This window comes from Winogradskyella ursingii, from assembly GCF_013403975.1.
In the GTDB taxonomy this organism is placed as follows: Bacteria; Bacteroidota; Bacteroidia; order Flavobacteriales; family Flavobacteriaceae; genus Winogradskyella; species Winogradskyella ursingii.
Genome location: NZ_JABFDH010000002.1, coordinates 775,411 through 794,221 on the forward strand (window position 1 = coordinate 775,411; position 18,811 = coordinate 794,221).

Genomic DNA, 18,811 nt, shown 5'->3' on the forward strand with positions numbered 1-18,811 from the left:
TCCGTAATTTTAGAATTCAAAACTAACAATTCATTTTATTATGCGATTTTCAACTGTTATAGCAGTCCTTCTGCTTTCATTTTTCAGCTTAAATTTAGAATCTCAAAATTTTCAAGAATCCGATTATGGAGCTTTAGAGTACCGCTTACTTGGGCCTTTTAGAGGTGGAAGAAGTGCTGCGGTCACTGGTGTCCCTAATCAACCAAATCTATATTATTTCGGTTCTACAGGAGGCGGCATTTGGAAAACTGCTAATGGAGGCCGTGAATGGGAAAATATTTCGGATGGCTTTTTTGGTGGAAGTATTGGTGCAATAACAGTTTCTAAAAGCGATCCAAATGTAATTTATGTTGGAGGTGGAGAAAAAACCGTGAGAGGAAACGTTTCGTCTGGTTACGGTATTTGGAAAAGTGTTGACGCAGGAAAAACTTGGACCGAATCAGGACTAAAAAATTCAAGACACGTGCCACGAATCGCAGTTCATCCTAATAATCATGACATTGTTTATGCTGGTGTTATGGGAAATATTTATAAACCAACTGAAGAAAGAGGCGTTTATAAAAGCACAGATGGCGGAAAGACCTGGAAAAAAACACTTTTTGCCAATGAACATGCAGGAGTTGTGGATTTAATTATGGACCCAACAAATCCAAGAATTTTATATGCTTCGACGTGGCGTGTACAACGTACACCTTATAGTCTAAGTTCTGGAGGAGAAGGTTCTGCACTTTGGAAAAGTACAGACAGCGGTGAAACCTGGGCTGAAATATCAACTAAGAAAGGTTTTCCTGAAGGAATACTAGGAATTATTGGAGTTACAGTTTCGCCAGTAAACAATCAACGTGTTTGGGCAATTGTTGAAAATAAAGACCAAGGTGGTTTGTATCGCAGTGATGATGGGGGCGAAACATGGAATCAGGTTAATGATGAGCGAGACTTACGCCAACGAGCATGGTATTATACTCGAGTATATGCAGATACCGAAGATGTCAATACCGTTTATGTTTTGAATGTACGTTATCACAAAAGTACCGATGGCGGAAGAAACTTCGACACCTACAATGCGCCTCATGGAGATCATCATGATCTTTGGATTGCACCTGAAGATCCACAACGAATGATTATCGGAGACGATGGTGGTGCACAGGTCACTTACGATGGAGGCGAAACCTGGTCCACATATTACAATCAACCAACCTCACAATTCTATCGTGTAACTACAGACAATGCATTTCCTTATCGTATTTACGTAGCACAACAGGATAATTCAACTATTAGAATTCCGCATAGAACTGATGGTTATTCTATTTCTGAAGACGACTGGGAAAGTACAGCTGGTGGAGAATCTGCGCATATTGCGGTTGACCCAGAAAATAACGACATTGTCTATGGTGGAAGTTACGACGGCTATCTAACACGTGTTAATCATGAAACCGGAACAGTTAGAGCTATCAATGTGTGGCCAGATAATCCGATGGGACACGGAGCAGAAGGTATGAAATACCGCTTTCAATGGAATTTCCCAATTATGTTTTCAAAACATGACCCAGATAAACTTTATACGTTTTCGCAACACGTTCACGTCACTGAAAATGAAGGACAATCTTGGGACATTATCAGTCCAGATTTAACTCGAAACGATCCTGAAAAGTTGAAATCATCAGGTGGGCCAATTACTCAAGACAATACTTCAGTTGAATATTACTGTACTATTTTTGCAGCTAATGAATCACCTTTAAAGGAAGGATTGTTATGGGTTGGTAGTGATGACGGATTGGTACACGTTACTAAAGATGGCGGAAAAACATGGGACAACGTCACGCCAAAAGGCATGCCAGAATGGATGATGATTAATAGTATTGAGCCAAGTGCATTCGATGAAGGGACATGCTATGTCGCAGGCACAAAATATAAAACAGGTGATTTTGCGCCTTACTTGTATAAAACGACGGATTACGGTAAAACGTGGAAAAAAATCACGGATGGTATCAACGAAGAGCATTTTACAAGAGTACTCAGGGAAGATCCTAAGAAAAAAGGTTTGTTGTATGCAGGAACGGAAACAGGCATGTATATTTCTTTTAATGATGGAAAAGAATGGAAACCATTTCAGATGAATTTACCAATTGTTCCAATTACTGATCTAACGATAAAAGACAATAATTTAATTGTCGCAACCCAAGGCCGAAGCCTATGGATGATTGACGATCTATCTGTTATTCATCAGTTGTACAATGCCGATTTAAACAAAACTATGTTATTTAAACCAAAAGACACATACAGAATGCGTGGAGGAGGAAGAAGCGGCAGCAAAACTACAGGTGCTAATCATCCCAATGGTGTGATGACCTATTTCAATTTGAAGGATTTTAATGAAAAAGATAAAGTTTCCCTAACGTATTTAGATACTAAAGGTGATACAATTAAAACGTATTCTAACAAAGACAAAAAGAATATGTTGAAGGTTGAAAAGGGTGCCAATCAATTCGTTTGGGACATGACCTACGATGGAGCAGAGCGATTGCCTGGTATGATTTTGTGGTGGGCAAGTTTAGAGGGTCCGAGAGCAATCCCAGGCGAATATAAAGTGTCACTTAAAGTCGAAGATTCTGTACCGTCAAATACAGTAGAGATTTCTAAACCTTTTACAGTTTTAGCAGACCCAAGAGCAGAGAGCACCTTGGCAGATATGCAGAAGCAATTCGATTTTATAAAGGATGTTAATAAAACAATGGATGATGCTCACAAATCAATAAAAAAAATAAGGAATATAAATGCACAATTGAGCGATTTCCAAAAACAATATAAAGACGATGACAATGTAAAAGAATTGGTTGAAAAAGCTAAAAAATTGGAGGAGCAATTATCTGATATTGAAAAGGAGCTCTACCAAACAAAAAACCGTAGTGGCCAAGATCCATTGAACTTTCCAATTAAGTTAACGAACAAATTAGGTCATTTAAACTCATTGGTAAGTATGGGAGACTTCCCACCAACTGAGCAAGATATTGCCGTTAAAAACGAATTAACTGCTAAAATCGAAAAGCAATTAACAACATTTAATACGTTGCTCAATGATGAGGTAAAAGCATTTAATGAAGCTTTCAATAATAAAAATTTGAATTATTTGTTTGTTGAGGAAAAATAAGATATAGGCATCTCTAATACGCTCGATGTGACAGTTTCGTTGTTTAAATTGTTATGTCTCTGTCATGTCTAGCGTAGTCGAGACCCATTGATACCTTAAACATGATAGAATACTACAACTACATAAAATCTCTTCACTTAATCTTTGTGATAACTTGGTTTGCAGGACTATTCTATATTCCGCGACTATTCGTATATCAAATTGAAGCCTTTCACAAACCGTCACCAGACAAGGAAATTTTAGGAAAACAATTAAAGTTAATGACAAAACGCTTGTGGTACATCATTACTTGGCCATCTGCCATATTAGCCACTATTTTTGCGATTTGGTTAATAATTCTTATTCCAAGTTGGCTAGAAGAAGGTTGGATGCATGTTAAGCTCACCTTTGTGTTGTTGCTTTTTATCTATCATTTCAAAACACATCTTTATTATAAACAGCTTCAAAGAGATGAGGTAAAAGTAACATCAAACTTTATGCGTATTTGGAATGAAGGAGCAACTTTTATTCTTTTTGCAGTGGTGTTTTTAGTGATTTTGAAGAGCACAATCAATTGGATATTTGGTGTCATTGGCATCATAGTTTTGGGGATTCTACTCATGCTTGGTTTCAAACTTTATAAAAAAATAAGGTCTAACAATCCAAATGCTTAAATAATAATTCCAGTAGTCGCACACTAAACTTTAAATCATTAACCATTAGAATTTTAAATTTTATAATTTGGAATTCGTACAAAGTATCTTTGGTTTGATTATTGCTATATTTAAAAACTTATAATTCAGAATAAAAGATTCCCATTTCCGGGTATTTATATGAAATTAAAACGACTGTCCTTAAGAGCCAGAATATTCGTTGCCATGATACTTCTTGTGTTGGTGGCTTCTGTTTTGATTGCGGCAGTGACTATTTACCAATACCATGAAGAGGCACAGGATTACCATAGGGAACGCCTAGAAAGAAAAGAAAAAGCCATCAGGCAGAGCATTGATTTTGTCATCAGAGAAACAACTTACGAGGTCACAACAGAAAATATTCCATTAATTTTTAAGGATGAAATCTTTGATATCGATGCGATTCATAGTTTGCAGGTAAATCTCTATGATTTAGAAGGGCAACTGCTCAAAAGTTCAAAGCGAACCATACAAAGAGATACTTTAGACGATTGCTTAGATGCTGAAATACTAAATGAACTTTCGAGCACTGCAGAACATAGACATGTGGTTAAAAATGAAAAGAATGGTGAGATATTCCAGTCTTCATATTCATACATCACAGACGAAAAATTTAAAAATCTAGCCATTTTAAATCTTCCCTATCTAGAAAACGACGATTTTCTAAATCGTGAGTTGAAAGAGTTTCTGTTGCGTTTGGGTTATGCCTATTTAGTAATGATTTTGGTCGCTATTTTCTTCGCCTATTTCATTTCAAAATACATTACTAGGTCACTTAAAACCATTAGTGAAAAGATGAATGAAATTAGGTTAGAAAAACGAAATAAAAAGATTGAAATAAACTCATCTAGCGAAGAAATAGAAACACTCGTCAATTCTTATAATAGCATGATTGAGGAGCTAGAAGCCTCAGCTGTAAAGTTAGCTACTAGTGAACGTGAGCAAGCGTGGCGAGAAATGGCAAAACAAGTAGCGCACGAAATTAAAAATCCGCTAACACCAATGCGATTGAGCGTGCAAAGTTTTCAACGAAAGTTTGACCCGGAAGATGAAAATATTCATCAGAAGGTCGAGGAATATAGTAATACCTTAATTCAGCAAATAGATACCATGAGTTCTATTGCTTCTGCGTTTTCCAATTTCGCAAAAATGCCAGCACAGAAAAGTGAAGTGCTTAATGTGGTCCACATCGTAAAATTAGCATTGGATATTTTTAACGAACATTATATTTCTTTCGAAGCCGAAGAAGAAGAGATCATTGCCAAATTTGACAGAACACAATTGATAAGAGTTGTAACTAATTTGGTTAAAAATGGTATCCAAGCCATACCAGAAGAAGCCGAAAACCCAATGATTAAAGTCCGTGTGTTTACTCGAGGTAATGATGTGAAAATTACGGTAGAAGATAATGGAGTGGGAATTTCAGAGAAAAATAAAGAAAAAGTTTTTGAGCCTAAATTCACCACAAAATCGAGTGGAATGGGATTAGGTCTGGCCATGGTAAAAAATATTGTGGAAACTTATAATGGAAGTATTAACTTTACATCAGGAATTGAAAAAGGTACCACGTTCGTGGTTACGTTTCCTAAGGAATAACATTATTATCCGGAATTCGTTTCTGGATTTCACGAAAAATATAAATCATTCAATACTGAAATAATTTCGGGATAAAAACACGTTTTATGAATTACGAAAACATTACATCATCAACCTTCAACGGCATAACAACTATTAAAATTGATCGACCAAAAAAATTAAACGCTCTCAACAAAGCAACTATTGAAGAATTGCACAATGCTTTTAATGATGCAAATAATAGTAAAGATACTAAAGTCATCATCCTCACAGGTAGTGGCGAAAAGGCATTTGTAGCTGGTGCAGATATTAGCGAATTTGCAGATTTTAGTGTCGAAGAAGGTGGAAAACTTGCGGCACAAGGTCAAAACCTGTTGTTCAATTTTGTCGAAAATCTAAGCACACCAGTTATCGCAGCAGTCAATGGATTTGCACTGGGAGGCGGATTGGAATTGGCGATGGCTTGCCACTTTAGGGTTGCGAGCAATAATGCCAAAATGGGATTACCAGAAACATCTCTTGGAGTTATTCCAGGATATGGAGGTACACAACGTTTGCCACAATTGGTTGGTAAGGGCAGAGCTATGGAAATGATAATGACAGCGGGTATGATAGATGCGGCACAAGCGTTACATTACGGGTTGGTAAATCACGTCACTGAACAAGATGAACTTATTGAGTTTTGTGAAAAAATCGCAAACAAAATTATGCGTAATTCCTCAGTTGCTATTGCTGAAGCAATTAGAGCCATTAATGCCAATTACAAAGATGGCATCAATGGATATGACGTAGAAATTGAAGCTTTTGGTAACTGTTTTGGGACCGAAGATTTTACCGAAGGTACAACGGCTTTTTTAGAGAAGCGTAAGGCTGAGTTTACTGGGAAATGATTTTTGTTTTACAGAATTTTAATTCTTAAAACTACAACCAATAGCAACACCCAAATCCGTTCTGTTTTAATTTAGCGGAATGGATTCCAAATCGCAAATAAAGGGTCGTGGCGCACAAAAAAATGTACATAATCGCTTTTTTGAATTATCCCACGAAATACGTAACGACTTCTTGGAATTCTGCCAAAAAGAAGGTGAGGAAGTGGATCTAAACAAAACACAATACCTCAATGTATTTCCTAAAACTATCGTTAACAAAGTCACAAGTCCAGATGTGGGTATGGCATATTCAATGAATATGTACCAAGGTTGCGAACACGGTTGCATTTATTGTTACGCACGTAACAGCCACGAGTTTTGGGGTTACAGTGCTGGACTCGATTTTGAACGGCGAATTTTAGTCAAAAAAGATGCACCAAAACTTTTGGAACAACACCTCAAAAAGAAAAGCTGGAAAGCCCAGACTATAGTTATGTCGGGTAATACCGATTGTTACCAACCTTCCGAAAAGAAATTTGAGTTAACCAGACAGTGTCTCGAAGTTTTTTTAAAGTACAAGCACCCAACGGCAATCATCACTAAAAATGCATTGATTCTTCGCGATTTGGATATTTTAAAACAATTGGCAGAGGATGATTTAATTGCTGTTAATGTTTCAATAACATCACTTTCAGAAGACACCAGACGCATTTTAGAACCAAGAACAGCAACGATTAAACGAAGATTACAGGTGGTAAAGGAATTAAGTCAAAACGGAATTCCTGTGAACGTGATGTTGGCACCCATAATTCCATCTATAAACAGTCATGAGATTTTACCTTTGGCAAAGGCAGTTTCAGAAGCTGGAGCATTAAATATATCACATACCATCGTGAGATTAAACGGAGCCATTGGTGAAATTTTCACCGATTGGATTAAGAAAACACTACCAGACAGAGCCGATAAAGTTCTGCATCAAATTGAAAATTGCCATGGAGGAACACTCAACGAAAGTAGATACGGTGTTAGAATGCGTGGCGAAGGGCAAATTGCCAAACAAATTAATGATACTGTGACATTGGCTAGATTAAAGTATTTTAAAGGCAAATCTATGCCTAAATTAAATACAGAGCTGCACGAACAACACAAAGTTGGACAAATGAAATTGTTCTAAATAAAAAAAGTGAGCCCTAAAGCTCACTCTCTTTCTAATAAATAAAGGAATTATAAACAACAATCTAGTTTATATTTTAAAATTCTCGACATAAATTCTACCATTAGATTTAATCACTGCCGTGTAATCACCAATTTCTGTTTTATCTAATTTGTACACACGATTAATAATTGATTTATCACTTAATGTTTCAGAATAAATCAATTGATTTCCGAAATAAAGTTCAACCTTCATTTCGTTATTGTCCAAAGCCAATTTAGAAATAAGAACTCTAGATTTTTCAGTTCTAATTACAGGTTTGTGAATGGTTTTTTTAGCTTCTTCAATAAAGCGAATATTGTGATTTTCAATTTTAAAAGTGTGCATTGAGATTTCAAAATCCTTGTTGATTTCGATAGTGTAAACACCATTTTTTAGATTTGAAAAATCAAACATAGAACGAAGGTCACCATTACGTTCCATTTTGTCCGAAAATACTAATACACCTTCCGAATCATAAATATAAACCATATCACCTTTGTTGGTAATTTTGTTTTTTGAAGGATGATTTACATTGACGTTGGCATAGCTCGATAATGTTCCTAGCACTAAGGCTATTACTAAAATGTTTTTTGTTATTGTTTTCATTACTTGGGGTTTTAAAATTTAAAAAGTTATTTCTAATTTGTTTTGAGCTGAAACCTTTCAGCTTTCGTAATTAATTACAGTACAAATTTAGAGTGCTTACCAAGCTTAAAAAACAAGCATTTTGGCTAATATGTGTGTAAAATTAACCTCATATCAATTTACGAAAACCATTTCGGTTAAAATAACATAGAATTATGGTAATTGTATATAGTTTTTTAACGTGATAAGACTTAATTTTGCGTCATAATGAAAGTTAGACAACCCATACTAGAAAAAATAAGTCCAGAATTTGGTAGTTCGCTCAAGGTTCGTAAGCATGAAGCTTATATGGGCGATAAAAAGCCATTTTGGCATTTTCATCCGGAAATGGAATTGGTCTATGTAAATAAGGGTGCTGGTAAACGTCATATAGGCAACCATCTCTCATATTTTAACAATAGTCAATTGTTACTAATTGGATCTAATTTACCACATAACGGTTTTATAGACAGGCTAACAGTTAGTGGCAGTGAAACGCTTATTCAGTTTAAACCCGATTTCTTAGGTGATCATTTTTTTGATATTCCAGAAATGGAACCTATAAAGCAACTTTTTGAAAGAGCTAAAAAAGGAATTGTTTTTGGTGTTAAAACCAAGCAGAAAATGGGTAAGAAGATTGAGAAAGTACCAGAAAAAGAAGGTTTTAAAAAAATATTGGTGTTGCTGGAAGTTTTTCATGGCCTAGCAAAGTCAGACGACTATACATTGTTAAACGCAGATGGATTTGCTTTTGAAGCAGAACCACAGGATAGTGCAAAAATAGATATAGTCTTTAAGCATGTTAATCAAAATTTTAAAGAGCATATTAGTTTAGATGAAATTGCAGATAAGGTAAGCATGACAGTGCCTGCATTCTGTCGATATTTTAAAAGAGTCACTGGCAAAACATTTACAAAATTGGTAAATGAATATAGGGTAGTACATGCAACCAAACTTTTATCTGAGAGCCAAATGAGTATTACGGATATATGTTTTGAATGTGGTTTTAATAATTTTTCTCACTTCAATAAATTATTTAAGGAGTTTACCGGAAAAAGTGCTTCGAAATACAGAGGAGAACTCAAACTAATACTGCAATAATCAATAAATCTTAAAAGGCACAGTCATGGAGACGATTGAGTATAAAATGATTTCTCTTAAAGTAGCCAAAGAAAATTAATTAAATTTTACCTTCCCACTCAGCATAAAATTGTTTCAAAAAGCTTTCCATAAACTTGTGCCTATCCGAAGCTATTTGCTTTCCGGTTTTGGTATTCATTTGATCTTTTAGGAGTAGTAGTTTTTCGTAAAAATGATTTATAGTTGGTGCATCTGAAACTTTGTACTCCGCTTTCGTCATTGTTAGATTTGGCTCAATCTCTGGATTGTAAAGTGGTCTGTTCTTAAAACCGCCATAATTAAAACAGCGCGCAATACCAATGGCACCAATGGCATCCAAACGGTCTGCGTCCTGTACCACTTTCATTTCCTTTGAAGTAAAAGTAGCGTCCGAATCAAAAGAATTCTTAAAGGACATATTTTCAATAATCTGAATCACATGTTCTATGATGCCACTATCTACATTGTTTTTTAAAAGAAATTCTCTGGCTTTTTTTGGGCCAATGGTTTCATCTCCCTTAAAAAATTTAGAATCCGCAATATCATGTAGTAGTGCTGCCAAAGACACAACCAAAATATCTACAGGTTCAGATTTTGAAATTAGCAAAGCATTTTTGTATACACGCTCTGTGTGAAACCAGTCGTGACCACCTTCCGCATCTTTAAGTTCTTGTTTCACAAAAGATATGGTCGAATTTATAATAGGACTTTTGATACGCATATCACAAGATTTTAAGCAGGCTCAACCCATTTAAATTGATATGAATTTTCCGGTATTTTCATACGTTCCGCTAAACGCATCATGCGTGCTGGTAATTTCATGAGATAGTCTCGTGCTTTTTCGGCTTCGTCAGATAAATCTTTAATGTTGGCAATATCCCAACGCTCAATTAATTTTTGAAGAATATCCACGTAATCTGCAGAAGTATACACACCAATACGCTGAGCGGTATTTGAAAATTCTTCAAAAGCAGTGCTTATTTTTCCGCCAGATTCGCGTAAAAAATGGGCTGGCATTGCAATTTTTTGTTTCATCATGTAGTGAAATGCCATCATCATTTGGCTTGGGTCTACTGTAAAAATTCGTTCTACAAATTCGGCATAAGCATGGTGGTGTCGCATCTCGTCACCAGAAATAATACGGCACATTTTAGCTAATTGCTTATTACCTTTTTCTTTGGCAATTTTAGCGACGCGATTGTGCGAAATGTAAGTAGCTAATTCCTGAAAGCTAGTATAGACAAAGTTTTTGTAAGGATCTCTATCTGTACCAATATCAAAACCGTCTGCTATGAGATGTTGTGTTGTTTTTTCAATTTCACGCATATTAACGCGCCCAGAAAGGTAGAGGTATTTGTTGAGAACATCTCCATGTCGATTTTCTTCGGCCGTCCAGTGTCTTACCCATTTAGACCATGCGTTTCGTTCTACTTGTCCCACACCTTCAACATCCATTAGCCAAGATTCATAAGTTGGTAATGCCTCTTCTGTTATCATATCTCCGACTAGGACTACCCAAAAATCATAAGGTAGTTCTTTAGATAGTTCACGGATCTCTCTAACTTCATCATAAAATTTCTCACTTTCCGAATTAGGTAAAAAATCAGTGGGTTGCCAGATACTGTCTACTGGGATTAAGTATTTTTCTATTAGGGAATCAACATCTTTTTCGAGATGTTGCATCACTTCCAATCTTACATTTTTCAACGACATTTTTGTGGTGTTTTATGGTTACTTTATAATGCCATTGATGATGGTTTGCTCAACCTGTTGCATCAATTCGGCTTTATTAGTAAAGTTAGCAATTTCTAAAGGTTTGTGCACAGTAAATTTGATATGATTTCCTATTCCCATTGGAAATTTACCATACCTTAACATTTTCCACGAATTATTAACAGTTATTGGCACAATCAAGGCAGAAGGTGCCTTTTTAATTAGAATTTCTAGACCTCTGGCTCTAAATGGTTTTGGTGTACCGTCCTTACTTCGTGTGCCTTCTGGAAAAATAACGGCTGCACGTTTAGTGTTTTCGATGTACTCACCAAATTTCATCATAGCTGGTAAAGCTTGGCGCGGATTTTTTCTGTCGATTAAAACTGATCCTCCATGACGTAAATTATAAGAGACGCTTGGTATACCATGACCTAATTCTTTTTTAGCTACAAATTTCACATGATGCTTGCGAAGATGCCACATAATAGGTGAGATATCATACATACTTTGATGGTTAGATACAATGATTAATGGCCTTTCTTTTGTTATTTGATGTGGGTTATTAAATGTAAAGCGGGTGCCCAAAACGTTTAGACAGCGCATTAGAAAAAATTGTAGTGCATCAACACTCTTTTTATGAGCTTGATAACCCAAAACATTAAAGCAAAACCATTGTATGGGATGAAAAACAACCAATGTTAACCCGAACAAAATCAAGTATAAAACGGTAAGCGGATAGGCCAATAATTTTCTCATGCCGTAAAAATAAATTAATGGTAACGATGCACAAAAAAACCACGAATTAATTCGTGGTTTAAATCATTACTTAAAAATTTTGGTGTCATCGCAATGACATAAAATTAACAATGCTGATTGTAAGCATCCATAAGGTTTTCTGCAATAAGTTCTGCAGGACGACCTTCAATGTGGTGTCGCTCTAACATGTGTACCAATTCACCATCTTTAAATAAAGCGATGCTTGGAGAACTCGGAGGAAATGGAACCATGTGCGCGCGCGCCTTATCCGTGGCCTCTCTATCTACACCGGCAAAAACTGTTACTAAATTTTCGGGTTTTTTATCGTTGTCTAAACTCATTCTTGCGCCAGGTCTTGCATTGGCTGCCGCACAACCACAAACCGAATTTACAACCACTAAGGTTGTGCCTTCTTTGGCTAGTGCGTTATCAACGGCTTCTTCTGTATGTAATTCTTCAAAACCTACGCTGGTTAAATCGGCACGCATTGGTTTTACTAATTCTGCTGGATACATATTTCTTGATTTTAATTCGTCTTAATTTTGAATTGCAAAGATAATGAAAAATAGTAGGCATATGACAGTCTACGGTTAGCACTTTTAATTGTACTATTTGTGTTTTCAATCGTAACAAATCGATGAAAGTTTCTACTAACATAGTGGTATATTTATGCCTCAATAAATTTTAAAATACTATATGAGTTTTGCAAAATGGATAGGTGGTGCTATTGGCTGGTCTTTTGGTGGGCCTATAGGTGCTATAATTGGATTGGCCACAGGTAGCTTTGTCGATAATATTGCTGGTAATGGAACGCCATTGTTGGGTGAACGCCAAACGGGAAGACGACAGTATGATCCTTATCAACGCACTAGAACAAGAACACAAGAGAGGCCACGGACTCAGTCTGGTGACTTTGAAGTGAGCCTTTTAATCTTAGCTTCTATAGTAATTAAAGCCGATGGGAAACAAGATCAGCGAGAGCTTGATTTTGTGCGACAGCAGTTCAGTAACATGTACGGTAAAGAGCGTGCCAATCATGCTTTTAAATTATTTAAGCAAATTAACAAGCAGGACATTTCTACACGTCAGGTCTGTAAGCAAATTAAACAAATGATGGACCATCCATCGCGCTTACAATTACTTCATTTTTTATTCGGAATTGCTAAAGCAGATGGCCATGTTACTGAAGATGAAGTAAGACAAATTTACACCATAGCGGGTTACATTGGCATCAGCAATAAAGATTATGAAAGTATAAAAGCGATGTTTTATAATAGTACAAACAATGCTTATAAAATTCTTGAAATTGATAAATCTGCTTCCGATGATGAGGTGAAAAGAGCCTACCGAACCATGGCAAAGAAGTACCATCCTGACCGTGTTGGGCATTTAGGTAAAGAACATCAGGAAGGTGCAGAGGAAAAATTTAGGCAGGTACAACAAGCTTATGAGCATATCCAAAAGGAGCGTGGGTTTAAGTAGGTTGCAGTTTTCAGTAGCAGTCTCAGCTTAAAGTTTCTGAAAAGCAAAAACGGTAATTCATTAATCGATTTACCCTCTAAACAAAAAGAAATCATCTTTCATATCCTCAATCTGAGCATCTCTGTTTGTAATGATGTAATCGATCGCCTTTGAAGTGAATTCATCTCCTTTTTTAGTAAGCGATACAATTTGATTTTCAATATCGATCATATTATTTTTTAGAGCCAAATCCAAAACACTTCTTGAACGAACCTTTTGCCAATTGATGTGTTCGTTGAGATGCTTTACGTGACGTTCAGAAATTTCATCATGGTTTTTAAGATGAAGTAAAAAGGTTAATAATGAAACTTCCTTTCGTTGTTGTTTTTCGCGATACATTACAGCAATAACACCTTTACTGGGCGCAAATAGATAAACCAATAGGAATACTAAACCAAGAACGGTTGTAATTGAGCCAGCAATTGAAGCATCCAGCCAATGTGCTACCCAATATCCAAAAACGGCACTGAAAATCCCGAAACCAATAGACAATGCGAGCATTTTCTTTAAATCGGTTGTTAATAAATAGGCAGTTGCAGCAGGTGCAATCATTAATGCAACAACCAAAATTGCACCTACAGCATCAAACGCACCAACTGTAGTGACAGATGAAACGGACATTAAACCGTAGTGAATTATAGCTGGTGAAAACCCAAGCGAAGCCGCTAAACCTTTATCAAACGTGCTGACTTTTAATTCCTTGAAAAAAGCGATTAATAGTGATATTGTTATTAGAAGTATCATGCCAATAATCCAAAGCGATTTTGGCCCAACATCTGTTCCACCAATTATTAGCCTATCAAATGGAGCAAAAGCTAATTCTCCCAACAAAACAGCATCCACATCCAAATGCACATCATTGGCGTTTTTGGCAATCATTATTACACCAATACTGAACAAAGCTGGGAACACTAAACCTATCGCTGTATCTTCTTTTACCAAGCCTGTTTTCTGAATGTATTCTACTAGAACAACCGTAATAATTCCTGTAAATGCGGCTAAAAGAATTAATAACGGTGAATTTAAATCGTGCGTAATAAAGAAACCAATCACAATGCCTGGTAAAATGGAATGGCTAATCGCATCACTAATCATCGCCATTTTTCGGAGTACCAAAAATGTTCCAGGAATAGCACATGCAACTGCTACCAAACTTGCAATCAACTGTATTTCTATCTGTGCGCTACTCATCTTCGGTGGATTGTTTTGTGTATAAATTTGAAGCAGTTTCAAATCCTCTTTCAGTTAAGCTCCACATATTTCCATCGATTTTCACATAGTCCTTATCAACTAATTTCTGAAGTGTAGAACGTGTATAACCTTGAAAATTATTCAACAGTTTGATAGCATGAGGATGTGAAATATCTTCGTGTGTTTCGGCAATATTGTACATAAACGCCAAGGTCTTGTGTAATTCTAAATCACGTCTATTTTTAATAAATCGAATTTGTTTAAAAAGCAATCCACGACTAGGTGAAAATATAAACGAGAACGCAACAAAAACACTTGCAACCAAAACGATTACAGGTCCAGTGGACAAATTATTCTGGCTCGCACTAATAGCGGTACCAAATACTCCAGAAAACGCTCCAAAAATAGCAGCCAAAAGTACCATGACCGAAAGACTATTAGTCCATTGTCTGGCTGCAGCAGCTGGTGCCAAAAGCATAGCGCTCATTAAAACCACACCTACCGTTTGAAGCCCTAAAACAATAGCTAAAACTATAAAACTGGTAATTAGGATATCAATGGTCTTGGTATTGAAACCAAGAGTTTTGGTATAATCTGCATCGAACAATAAAATCTTGAATTCCTTCCAAAAGGTGAGCATTACCAATAAACAAATTCCGGTAACGATTGCCATAGTCCAAACATCACTTTCAACTAATGTTGCTGCTTGCCCAAAAAGATATTTATCCAATCCTGCTTGATTGGCATTAGGCTGTTTTTGTATAAATGTGAGCAACAACATTCCAAATCCAAAAAATAAAGAGAGAATTAATCCCAAAGCCGTATCAGATTTGAGATGTGTTTTAGTCACAATACCTCGGATCCAAAAGGTGCCGATCAATCCACTGACTAATGCTCCAAGTAATAAAGTGTTGGTGTCTTTTGCTCCAGTGATTAAAAAGGCGATGGCAATGCCTGGCAATGCTGCATGGGAAATAGCGTCACCCAAAAGACTTTGTTTTCTTAGTACCGCAAAACTCCCAAGCATTCCAGTTACTGCACCAAGGATTGCAGTACCAAGTGTGATGGTTCTTAGCGTGTAGTCTGTAAAGACGAGTTCTATGTATTCTTTTATATCCACAAATTCCTGCGAAAGCAGGAATCTCATCCTACTTTTTCAAATTTTATTTTAGTTTCAATTCATCAGATTCCTGCCTTTGCAGGAATGTCAATTACTCTTGTATGCTTACCTTATAATTAATCCCGTAAGTCTTTGTTAAATTATCATCATTAAAAATATCCTTAACTGGACCTGTGGCGATTTTCTTGACATTTAAAAATGTTACCCAATCAAAATATTCTGGAACGGTCTGTAAATCGTGATGAACAACAATAACCGTTTTCCCTGCTTTTCGTAATGCCTTTAAAATATTGATGATTGCAATTTCAGTTGAAGCATCCACACCCTGAAACGGCTCATCCATAAAATAAATGGATGCATTTTGCACCAAGGCTCTTGCCAAAAATATACGCTGTTGCTGACCTCCGGAAAGCTGACTAATTTGCCGTCCTTTAAAAGCCAACATCCCGACTTTTTCCAAAGCTTCTAATGCTGCTTTTTTTTCTTTTTGTCCTGGTCTCTTTATCCAACCTAAACTGCCGTAGGTTCCCATCATCACAACATCTAATGCAGTTGTTGGAAAATCCCAATCTACACTTCCTTTTTGGGGAACGTAAGCGACTAATTGTCTTTGCTTTTCATAAGGTTTTCCGTATATAGAAACGCTTCCCGCAATGGGTTTTAAAATGCCCAAAATGGCTTTTATAAGTGTGGATTTCCCTGCTCCGTTTGGGCCCACAATGGCCATGAGAACTCCTTCTGGGATTTCTAGATCGATGTCCCAAAGTACCGGTTTGTAGTTGTATGCTACGGTTAGGTCGTCTACTTTAACGGCTATTGTGTTTTCCATATTTTTTGTCTTTTCGCGCTCAATTTGGAGTCTATTTTGATGAGATCCTGAATCAAGTTCAGGATGACAGTTAGTGTCATTTTAAAGCATCAACAATCGTTTTCACATTATACTCGAACATGCCGATATAGGTGCCTTCAACTGTTCCGGTATTTCCGAGTGCATCAGAATAAAGAGTGCCACCAATTTCCACATCGTGTCCTTTGGACTTCACTGCGGCTTGCAACGCTTCAATAGTACGTCTTGGTACTGAACTTTCAACAAAAATGGCTTTAATATTATTTTCAATAATAAATGCTGCTATTCTTTGTACGTCCTGTACTCCTGCTTCTGTGGCCGTCGATAAACCTTGAAGACCAACGACTTCAAACCCGTATGATTTCCCAAAATAGTTAAATGCGTCATGGGCAGTTACCAATATGCGTTTGTCCTTTGGTAAGGTCTCTATTATAGATGTTATATTTTGTTGAAGATTGTCCAGTTTTTTTAAATAGTCATTCTTGTTTGTTTCAAATTTTGAAGCGTTCTCAGGATTTTTTTCAGATAGAACTGCAGTGACTTTTTCAGCAAATTGTTTGAAATATTCAATATTGAACCACACATGTGGATCGTAATTGGATGCGAAATAATCTGAGCCTATCAAGGTGTTTTTGTCCAATACTTCGCCCAAAGCAATTGGTGTTTTGGTTTGGCTTCCCATTTTTTCGAAGACTTCAACCAATTTTCCTTCAAGGTGCAATCCGTTGTAAAAAATAATGTCTGCATTGACGAGTTTTGTCACGTCGCCTTCGCTGGCTTTATATAGGTGCGGATCGACTCCACTTCCCATTAATCCTTCGACATTTATGTGATCTCCTCCAATATTTTCAACCAAATCGGTAATCATGGTTGTTGTTGTAACTACATTTAGTTTTCCGTTTGACTCTTTTTCATTTTTACAGCTAAATAACAGGGTTGCGATTAAAAGTGTGAGTATTTGTTTTTTCATTATTAATAGTTTCAATTATTGTTTGATTCGATTTCACTCTATAACTCAATCCTGCACCAATCAAAATATCTTGTCCTTCTGTAAAACTCGTACCGAAATATGTGTCTAATTGTAAATCATCACAAACCAAATAGGTAAATCCTGCATCCCAAAAGTGGTTGGCAGAACTGTCTTCCGGTAAATCTCCATAAACTTCGGCATACATTCCCCATCTATCCGTAAAACTGTAGCCGTAAGCGAGCGTGTAAATTGCAGCAGTTTCGGGCGAATCATTTCCCCATTCTGCACCAATGTTATATCCGATACTTGAATTTTCACTCAAGGTATGTGCAAAGGAAAATCTGAAATCTACACCTGTTGTTTCTGGTCTATAATCTTCTGAAGCGCTAAATATTGGAAATACATGACCAATCACAGCGATTTCTGGCATAGCTCCGTTTTCTTCGGCAATGTCTATTTTTACTCCTAAAAGAAGAGGTGATAATCCGCTTGTGACATTGTCCAATTTATTCCCATTTACTTTTGTGACACCTTCTACAAAATCCCAGCCTAATCGTAATTCAAGATTATCTAAGATTCCGTACCTAATAAGCATAGTGTTATAGGTGTAGTTTTCGGATTTAATATTGTTTGCTTCAAACGATTCGTATAATCCACCTGTTTCAAACTGTAAAACGTTTTTGCCAACTGTAGATGAGGCTTCCGTTGCATCTGGTCTGTCCGTGACCAATGGGTCTGAGATTTCGTTTTCTTGTGAAAATGAGCATAACGTGAAAGTCAGGAATGCCAGAATTAGAATAGGTAAATTTTTAGTTGATTGCATTGACATAAATTAAGTTTGAAAAATCTTCGTTTAATAATATTGTATTGTTCTGTACAGATAGTTCGGTCATTTTGTTTTTTTGAAACTGCTTAGAAACTGTTATTTCGTTACCGTATTTTAATTTTTGATTGGCACAAAACTCAAAAAATTCTTTATCGTCACTTGTCAAGCGAGAAATGATATAATTTTTTCCAGCTTCAGCTTCAGAAAGAGGTATAGAGGTGTCCGTTGTGGTGATTTCTCCATGTTCATTTGGGATAGGGTCACCGTGAGGATCGAATTTTGGGTGACCTAAAAAGGCGCTTATTTTTTCAGCCAACAAATCTGAGGTTTGGTGTTCTAACAGTTCAGCCTCTTTGTGGATATCGTGTAGGGACATATCAAACATTTTGAATAGAAAAGCTTCCCACAAACGGTGTTTTCTAATCACGTTTAGAGCCATTTTTTTACCTGCATCAGTAAGCTGTAATTCTTGGTATTTTTCGTAATCCAATAAATTCTTAGCAGCTAATTTTTTTGCCATATCTGTCGCGGCAGCACTGGATATGCCTAACTTTTTGGCAATATTGCCAGGTTTGGTATTATGCGCGTCGTGCGAATTATTATTGTAAATGGCTTTTACAAAGTTTTCTATGGCAATTGACATTTCTATCTACTTTAATTAATATT

18 protein-coding genes are annotated in these 18,811 nt (G+C 36.4%); 7 read left to right on the forward strand and 11 right to left on the reverse strand.

Features of this window, described 5'->3' with window-relative positions; all coding sequences use genetic code 11:
- Nucleotides 1-40 precede the first annotated feature (40 nt).
- The 5 genes from HM983_RS07230 (at nucleotide 41) to HM983_RS07250 (ending at nucleotide 7,437) form a co-directional block, all read left to right on the forward strand.
- A complete protein-coding gene (locus HM983_RS07230) occupies nucleotides 41-3,148 on the forward strand; it encodes a VPS10 domain-containing protein (protein WP_179344712.1) in 3,108 nt (1,035 codons plus the stop codon).
- A 101-nt stretch (nucleotides 3,149-3,249) separates the two neighbouring features.
- On the forward strand, nucleotides 3,250-3,801 hold the full coding sequence (locus tag HM983_RS07235) for a CopD family protein (RefSeq protein ID WP_179344713.1): 552 nt from the start codon (nucleotides 3,250-3,252) through the stop codon (nucleotides 3,799-3,801).
- A gap of 159 nt (nucleotides 3,802-3,960) precedes the next feature.
- Nucleotides 3,961-5,415 carry a sensor histidine kinase gene (locus HM983_RS07240; RefSeq protein ID WP_179344714.1) on the forward strand — a complete coding sequence of 485 codons (1,455 nt, stop codon included), beginning with the start codon at nucleotides 3,961-3,963 and terminating at the stop codon, nucleotides 5,413-5,415.
- A gap of 86 nt (nucleotides 5,416-5,501) precedes the next feature.
- Nucleotides 5,502-6,284: an enoyl-CoA hydratase/isomerase family protein gene (locus HM983_RS07245; RefSeq protein WP_179344715.1), complete on the forward strand. Its 783-nt coding sequence runs from the start codon at nucleotides 5,502-5,504 to the stop codon at nucleotides 6,282-6,284.
- A gap of 79 nt (nucleotides 6,285-6,363) precedes the next feature.
- Nucleotides 6,364-7,437, forward strand: coding sequence for a PA0069 family radical SAM protein (locus tag HM983_RS07250; protein WP_179344716.1), 1,074 nt, complete (start codon nucleotides 6,364-6,366; stop codon nucleotides 7,435-7,437).
- A 69-nt stretch (nucleotides 7,438-7,506) separates the two neighbouring features.
- Here the strand turns inward: HM983_RS07250 and HM983_RS07255 are convergent, their stop codons facing one another.
- Nucleotides 7,507-8,064 carry a T9SS type A sorting domain-containing protein gene (locus HM983_RS07255; RefSeq protein WP_179344717.1) on the reverse strand — a complete coding sequence of 186 codons (558 nt, stop codon included), beginning with the start codon at nucleotides 8,062-8,064 and terminating at the stop codon, nucleotides 7,507-7,509.
- 246 nt (nucleotides 8,065-8,310) lie between these two features.
- Here HM983_RS07255 and HM983_RS07260 point away from each other — a divergent pair, with 246 nt between their 5' ends.
- Complete coding sequence (locus HM983_RS07260) at nucleotides 8,311-9,183, forward strand: AraC family transcriptional regulator (protein ID WP_179344718.1); 873 nt, start codon at nucleotides 8,311-8,313, stop codon at nucleotides 9,181-9,183.
- Nucleotides 9,184-9,262: 79 nt separating this feature from the next.
- Here the strand turns inward: HM983_RS07260 and HM983_RS07265 are convergent, their stop codons facing one another.
- From HM983_RS07265 to HM983_RS07280, 4 genes are all read right to left on the reverse strand, one after another.
- The gene (locus tag HM983_RS07265; protein WP_179344719.1) at nucleotides 9,263-9,922 is read right to left on the reverse strand and encodes an HD domain-containing protein; all 660 of its coding nucleotides are present in this window, start codon (nucleotides 9,920-9,922) and stop codon (nucleotides 9,263-9,265) included.
- 11 nt (nucleotides 9,923-9,933) lie between these two features.
- Entirely contained in the window at nucleotides 9,934-10,914 is a 981-nt protein-coding gene (locus HM983_RS07270; RefSeq protein WP_179344720.1) for an acyl-ACP desaturase, read from the reverse strand.
- A gap of 18 nt (nucleotides 10,915-10,932) precedes the next feature.
- On the reverse strand, nucleotides 10,933-11,670 hold the full coding sequence (locus tag HM983_RS07275) for a lysophospholipid acyltransferase family protein (RefSeq protein WP_179344721.1): 738 nt from the start codon (nucleotides 11,668-11,670) through the stop codon (nucleotides 10,933-10,935).
- 104 nt (nucleotides 11,671-11,774) lie between these two features.
- Nucleotides 11,775-12,185 (reverse strand): BrxA/BrxB family bacilliredoxin, encoded by a 411-nt coding sequence (locus HM983_RS07280; RefSeq protein WP_179344722.1) that lies wholly within the window; start codon nucleotides 12,183-12,185, stop codon nucleotides 11,775-11,777.
- A 181-nt stretch (nucleotides 12,186-12,366) separates the two neighbouring features.
- Here HM983_RS07280 and HM983_RS07285 point away from each other — a divergent pair, with 181 nt between their 5' ends.
- On the forward strand, nucleotides 12,367-13,152 hold the full coding sequence (locus HM983_RS07285; RefSeq protein ID WP_179344723.1) for a TerB family tellurite resistance protein: 786 nt from the start codon (nucleotides 12,367-12,369) through the stop codon (nucleotides 13,150-13,152).
- A 69-nt stretch (nucleotides 13,153-13,221) separates the two neighbouring features.
- On the opposite strand, the gene HM983_RS07290 is transcribed toward HM983_RS07285, so the two are convergent.
- The 6 genes from HM983_RS07290 to HM983_RS07315 form a co-directional block, all read right to left on the reverse strand.
- Entirely contained in the window at nucleotides 13,222-14,382 is a 1,161-nt protein-coding gene (locus tag HM983_RS07290) for a metal ABC transporter permease (protein ID WP_179344724.1), read from the reverse strand.
- Complete coding sequence (locus HM983_RS07295) at nucleotides 14,375-15,529, reverse strand: metal ABC transporter permease (protein WP_218841828.1); 1,155 nt, start codon at nucleotides 15,527-15,529, stop codon at nucleotides 14,375-14,377. Before HM983_RS07295 ends, HM983_RS07290 begins: the two co-directional genes overlap by 8 nt.
- A gap of 64 nt (nucleotides 15,530-15,593) precedes the next feature.
- The gene (locus HM983_RS07300) at nucleotides 15,594-16,331 is read right to left on the reverse strand and encodes a metal ABC transporter ATP-binding protein (RefSeq protein WP_179344725.1); all 738 of its coding nucleotides are present in this window, start codon (nucleotides 16,329-16,331) and stop codon (nucleotides 15,594-15,596) included.
- 76 nt (nucleotides 16,332-16,407) lie between these two features.
- Nucleotides 16,408-17,319 (reverse strand): metal ABC transporter solute-binding protein, Zn/Mn family, encoded by a 912-nt coding sequence (locus HM983_RS07305; RefSeq protein WP_179344726.1) that lies wholly within the window; start codon nucleotides 17,317-17,319, stop codon nucleotides 16,408-16,410.
- Nucleotides 17,273-18,142 (reverse strand): transporter, encoded by an 870-nt coding sequence (locus HM983_RS07310; protein ID WP_179344727.1) that lies wholly within the window; start codon nucleotides 18,140-18,142, stop codon nucleotides 17,273-17,275. The genes HM983_RS07305 and HM983_RS07310 overlap by 47 nt, the downstream gene beginning before the upstream one ends.
- The gene (locus HM983_RS07315; RefSeq protein ID WP_179344728.1) at nucleotides 18,129-18,788 is read right to left on the reverse strand and encodes a metal-dependent transcriptional regulator; all 660 of its coding nucleotides are present in this window, start codon (nucleotides 18,786-18,788) and stop codon (nucleotides 18,129-18,131) included. Before HM983_RS07315 ends, HM983_RS07310 begins: the two co-directional genes overlap by 14 nt.
- Nucleotides 18,789-18,811: the final 23 nt, after the last annotated feature.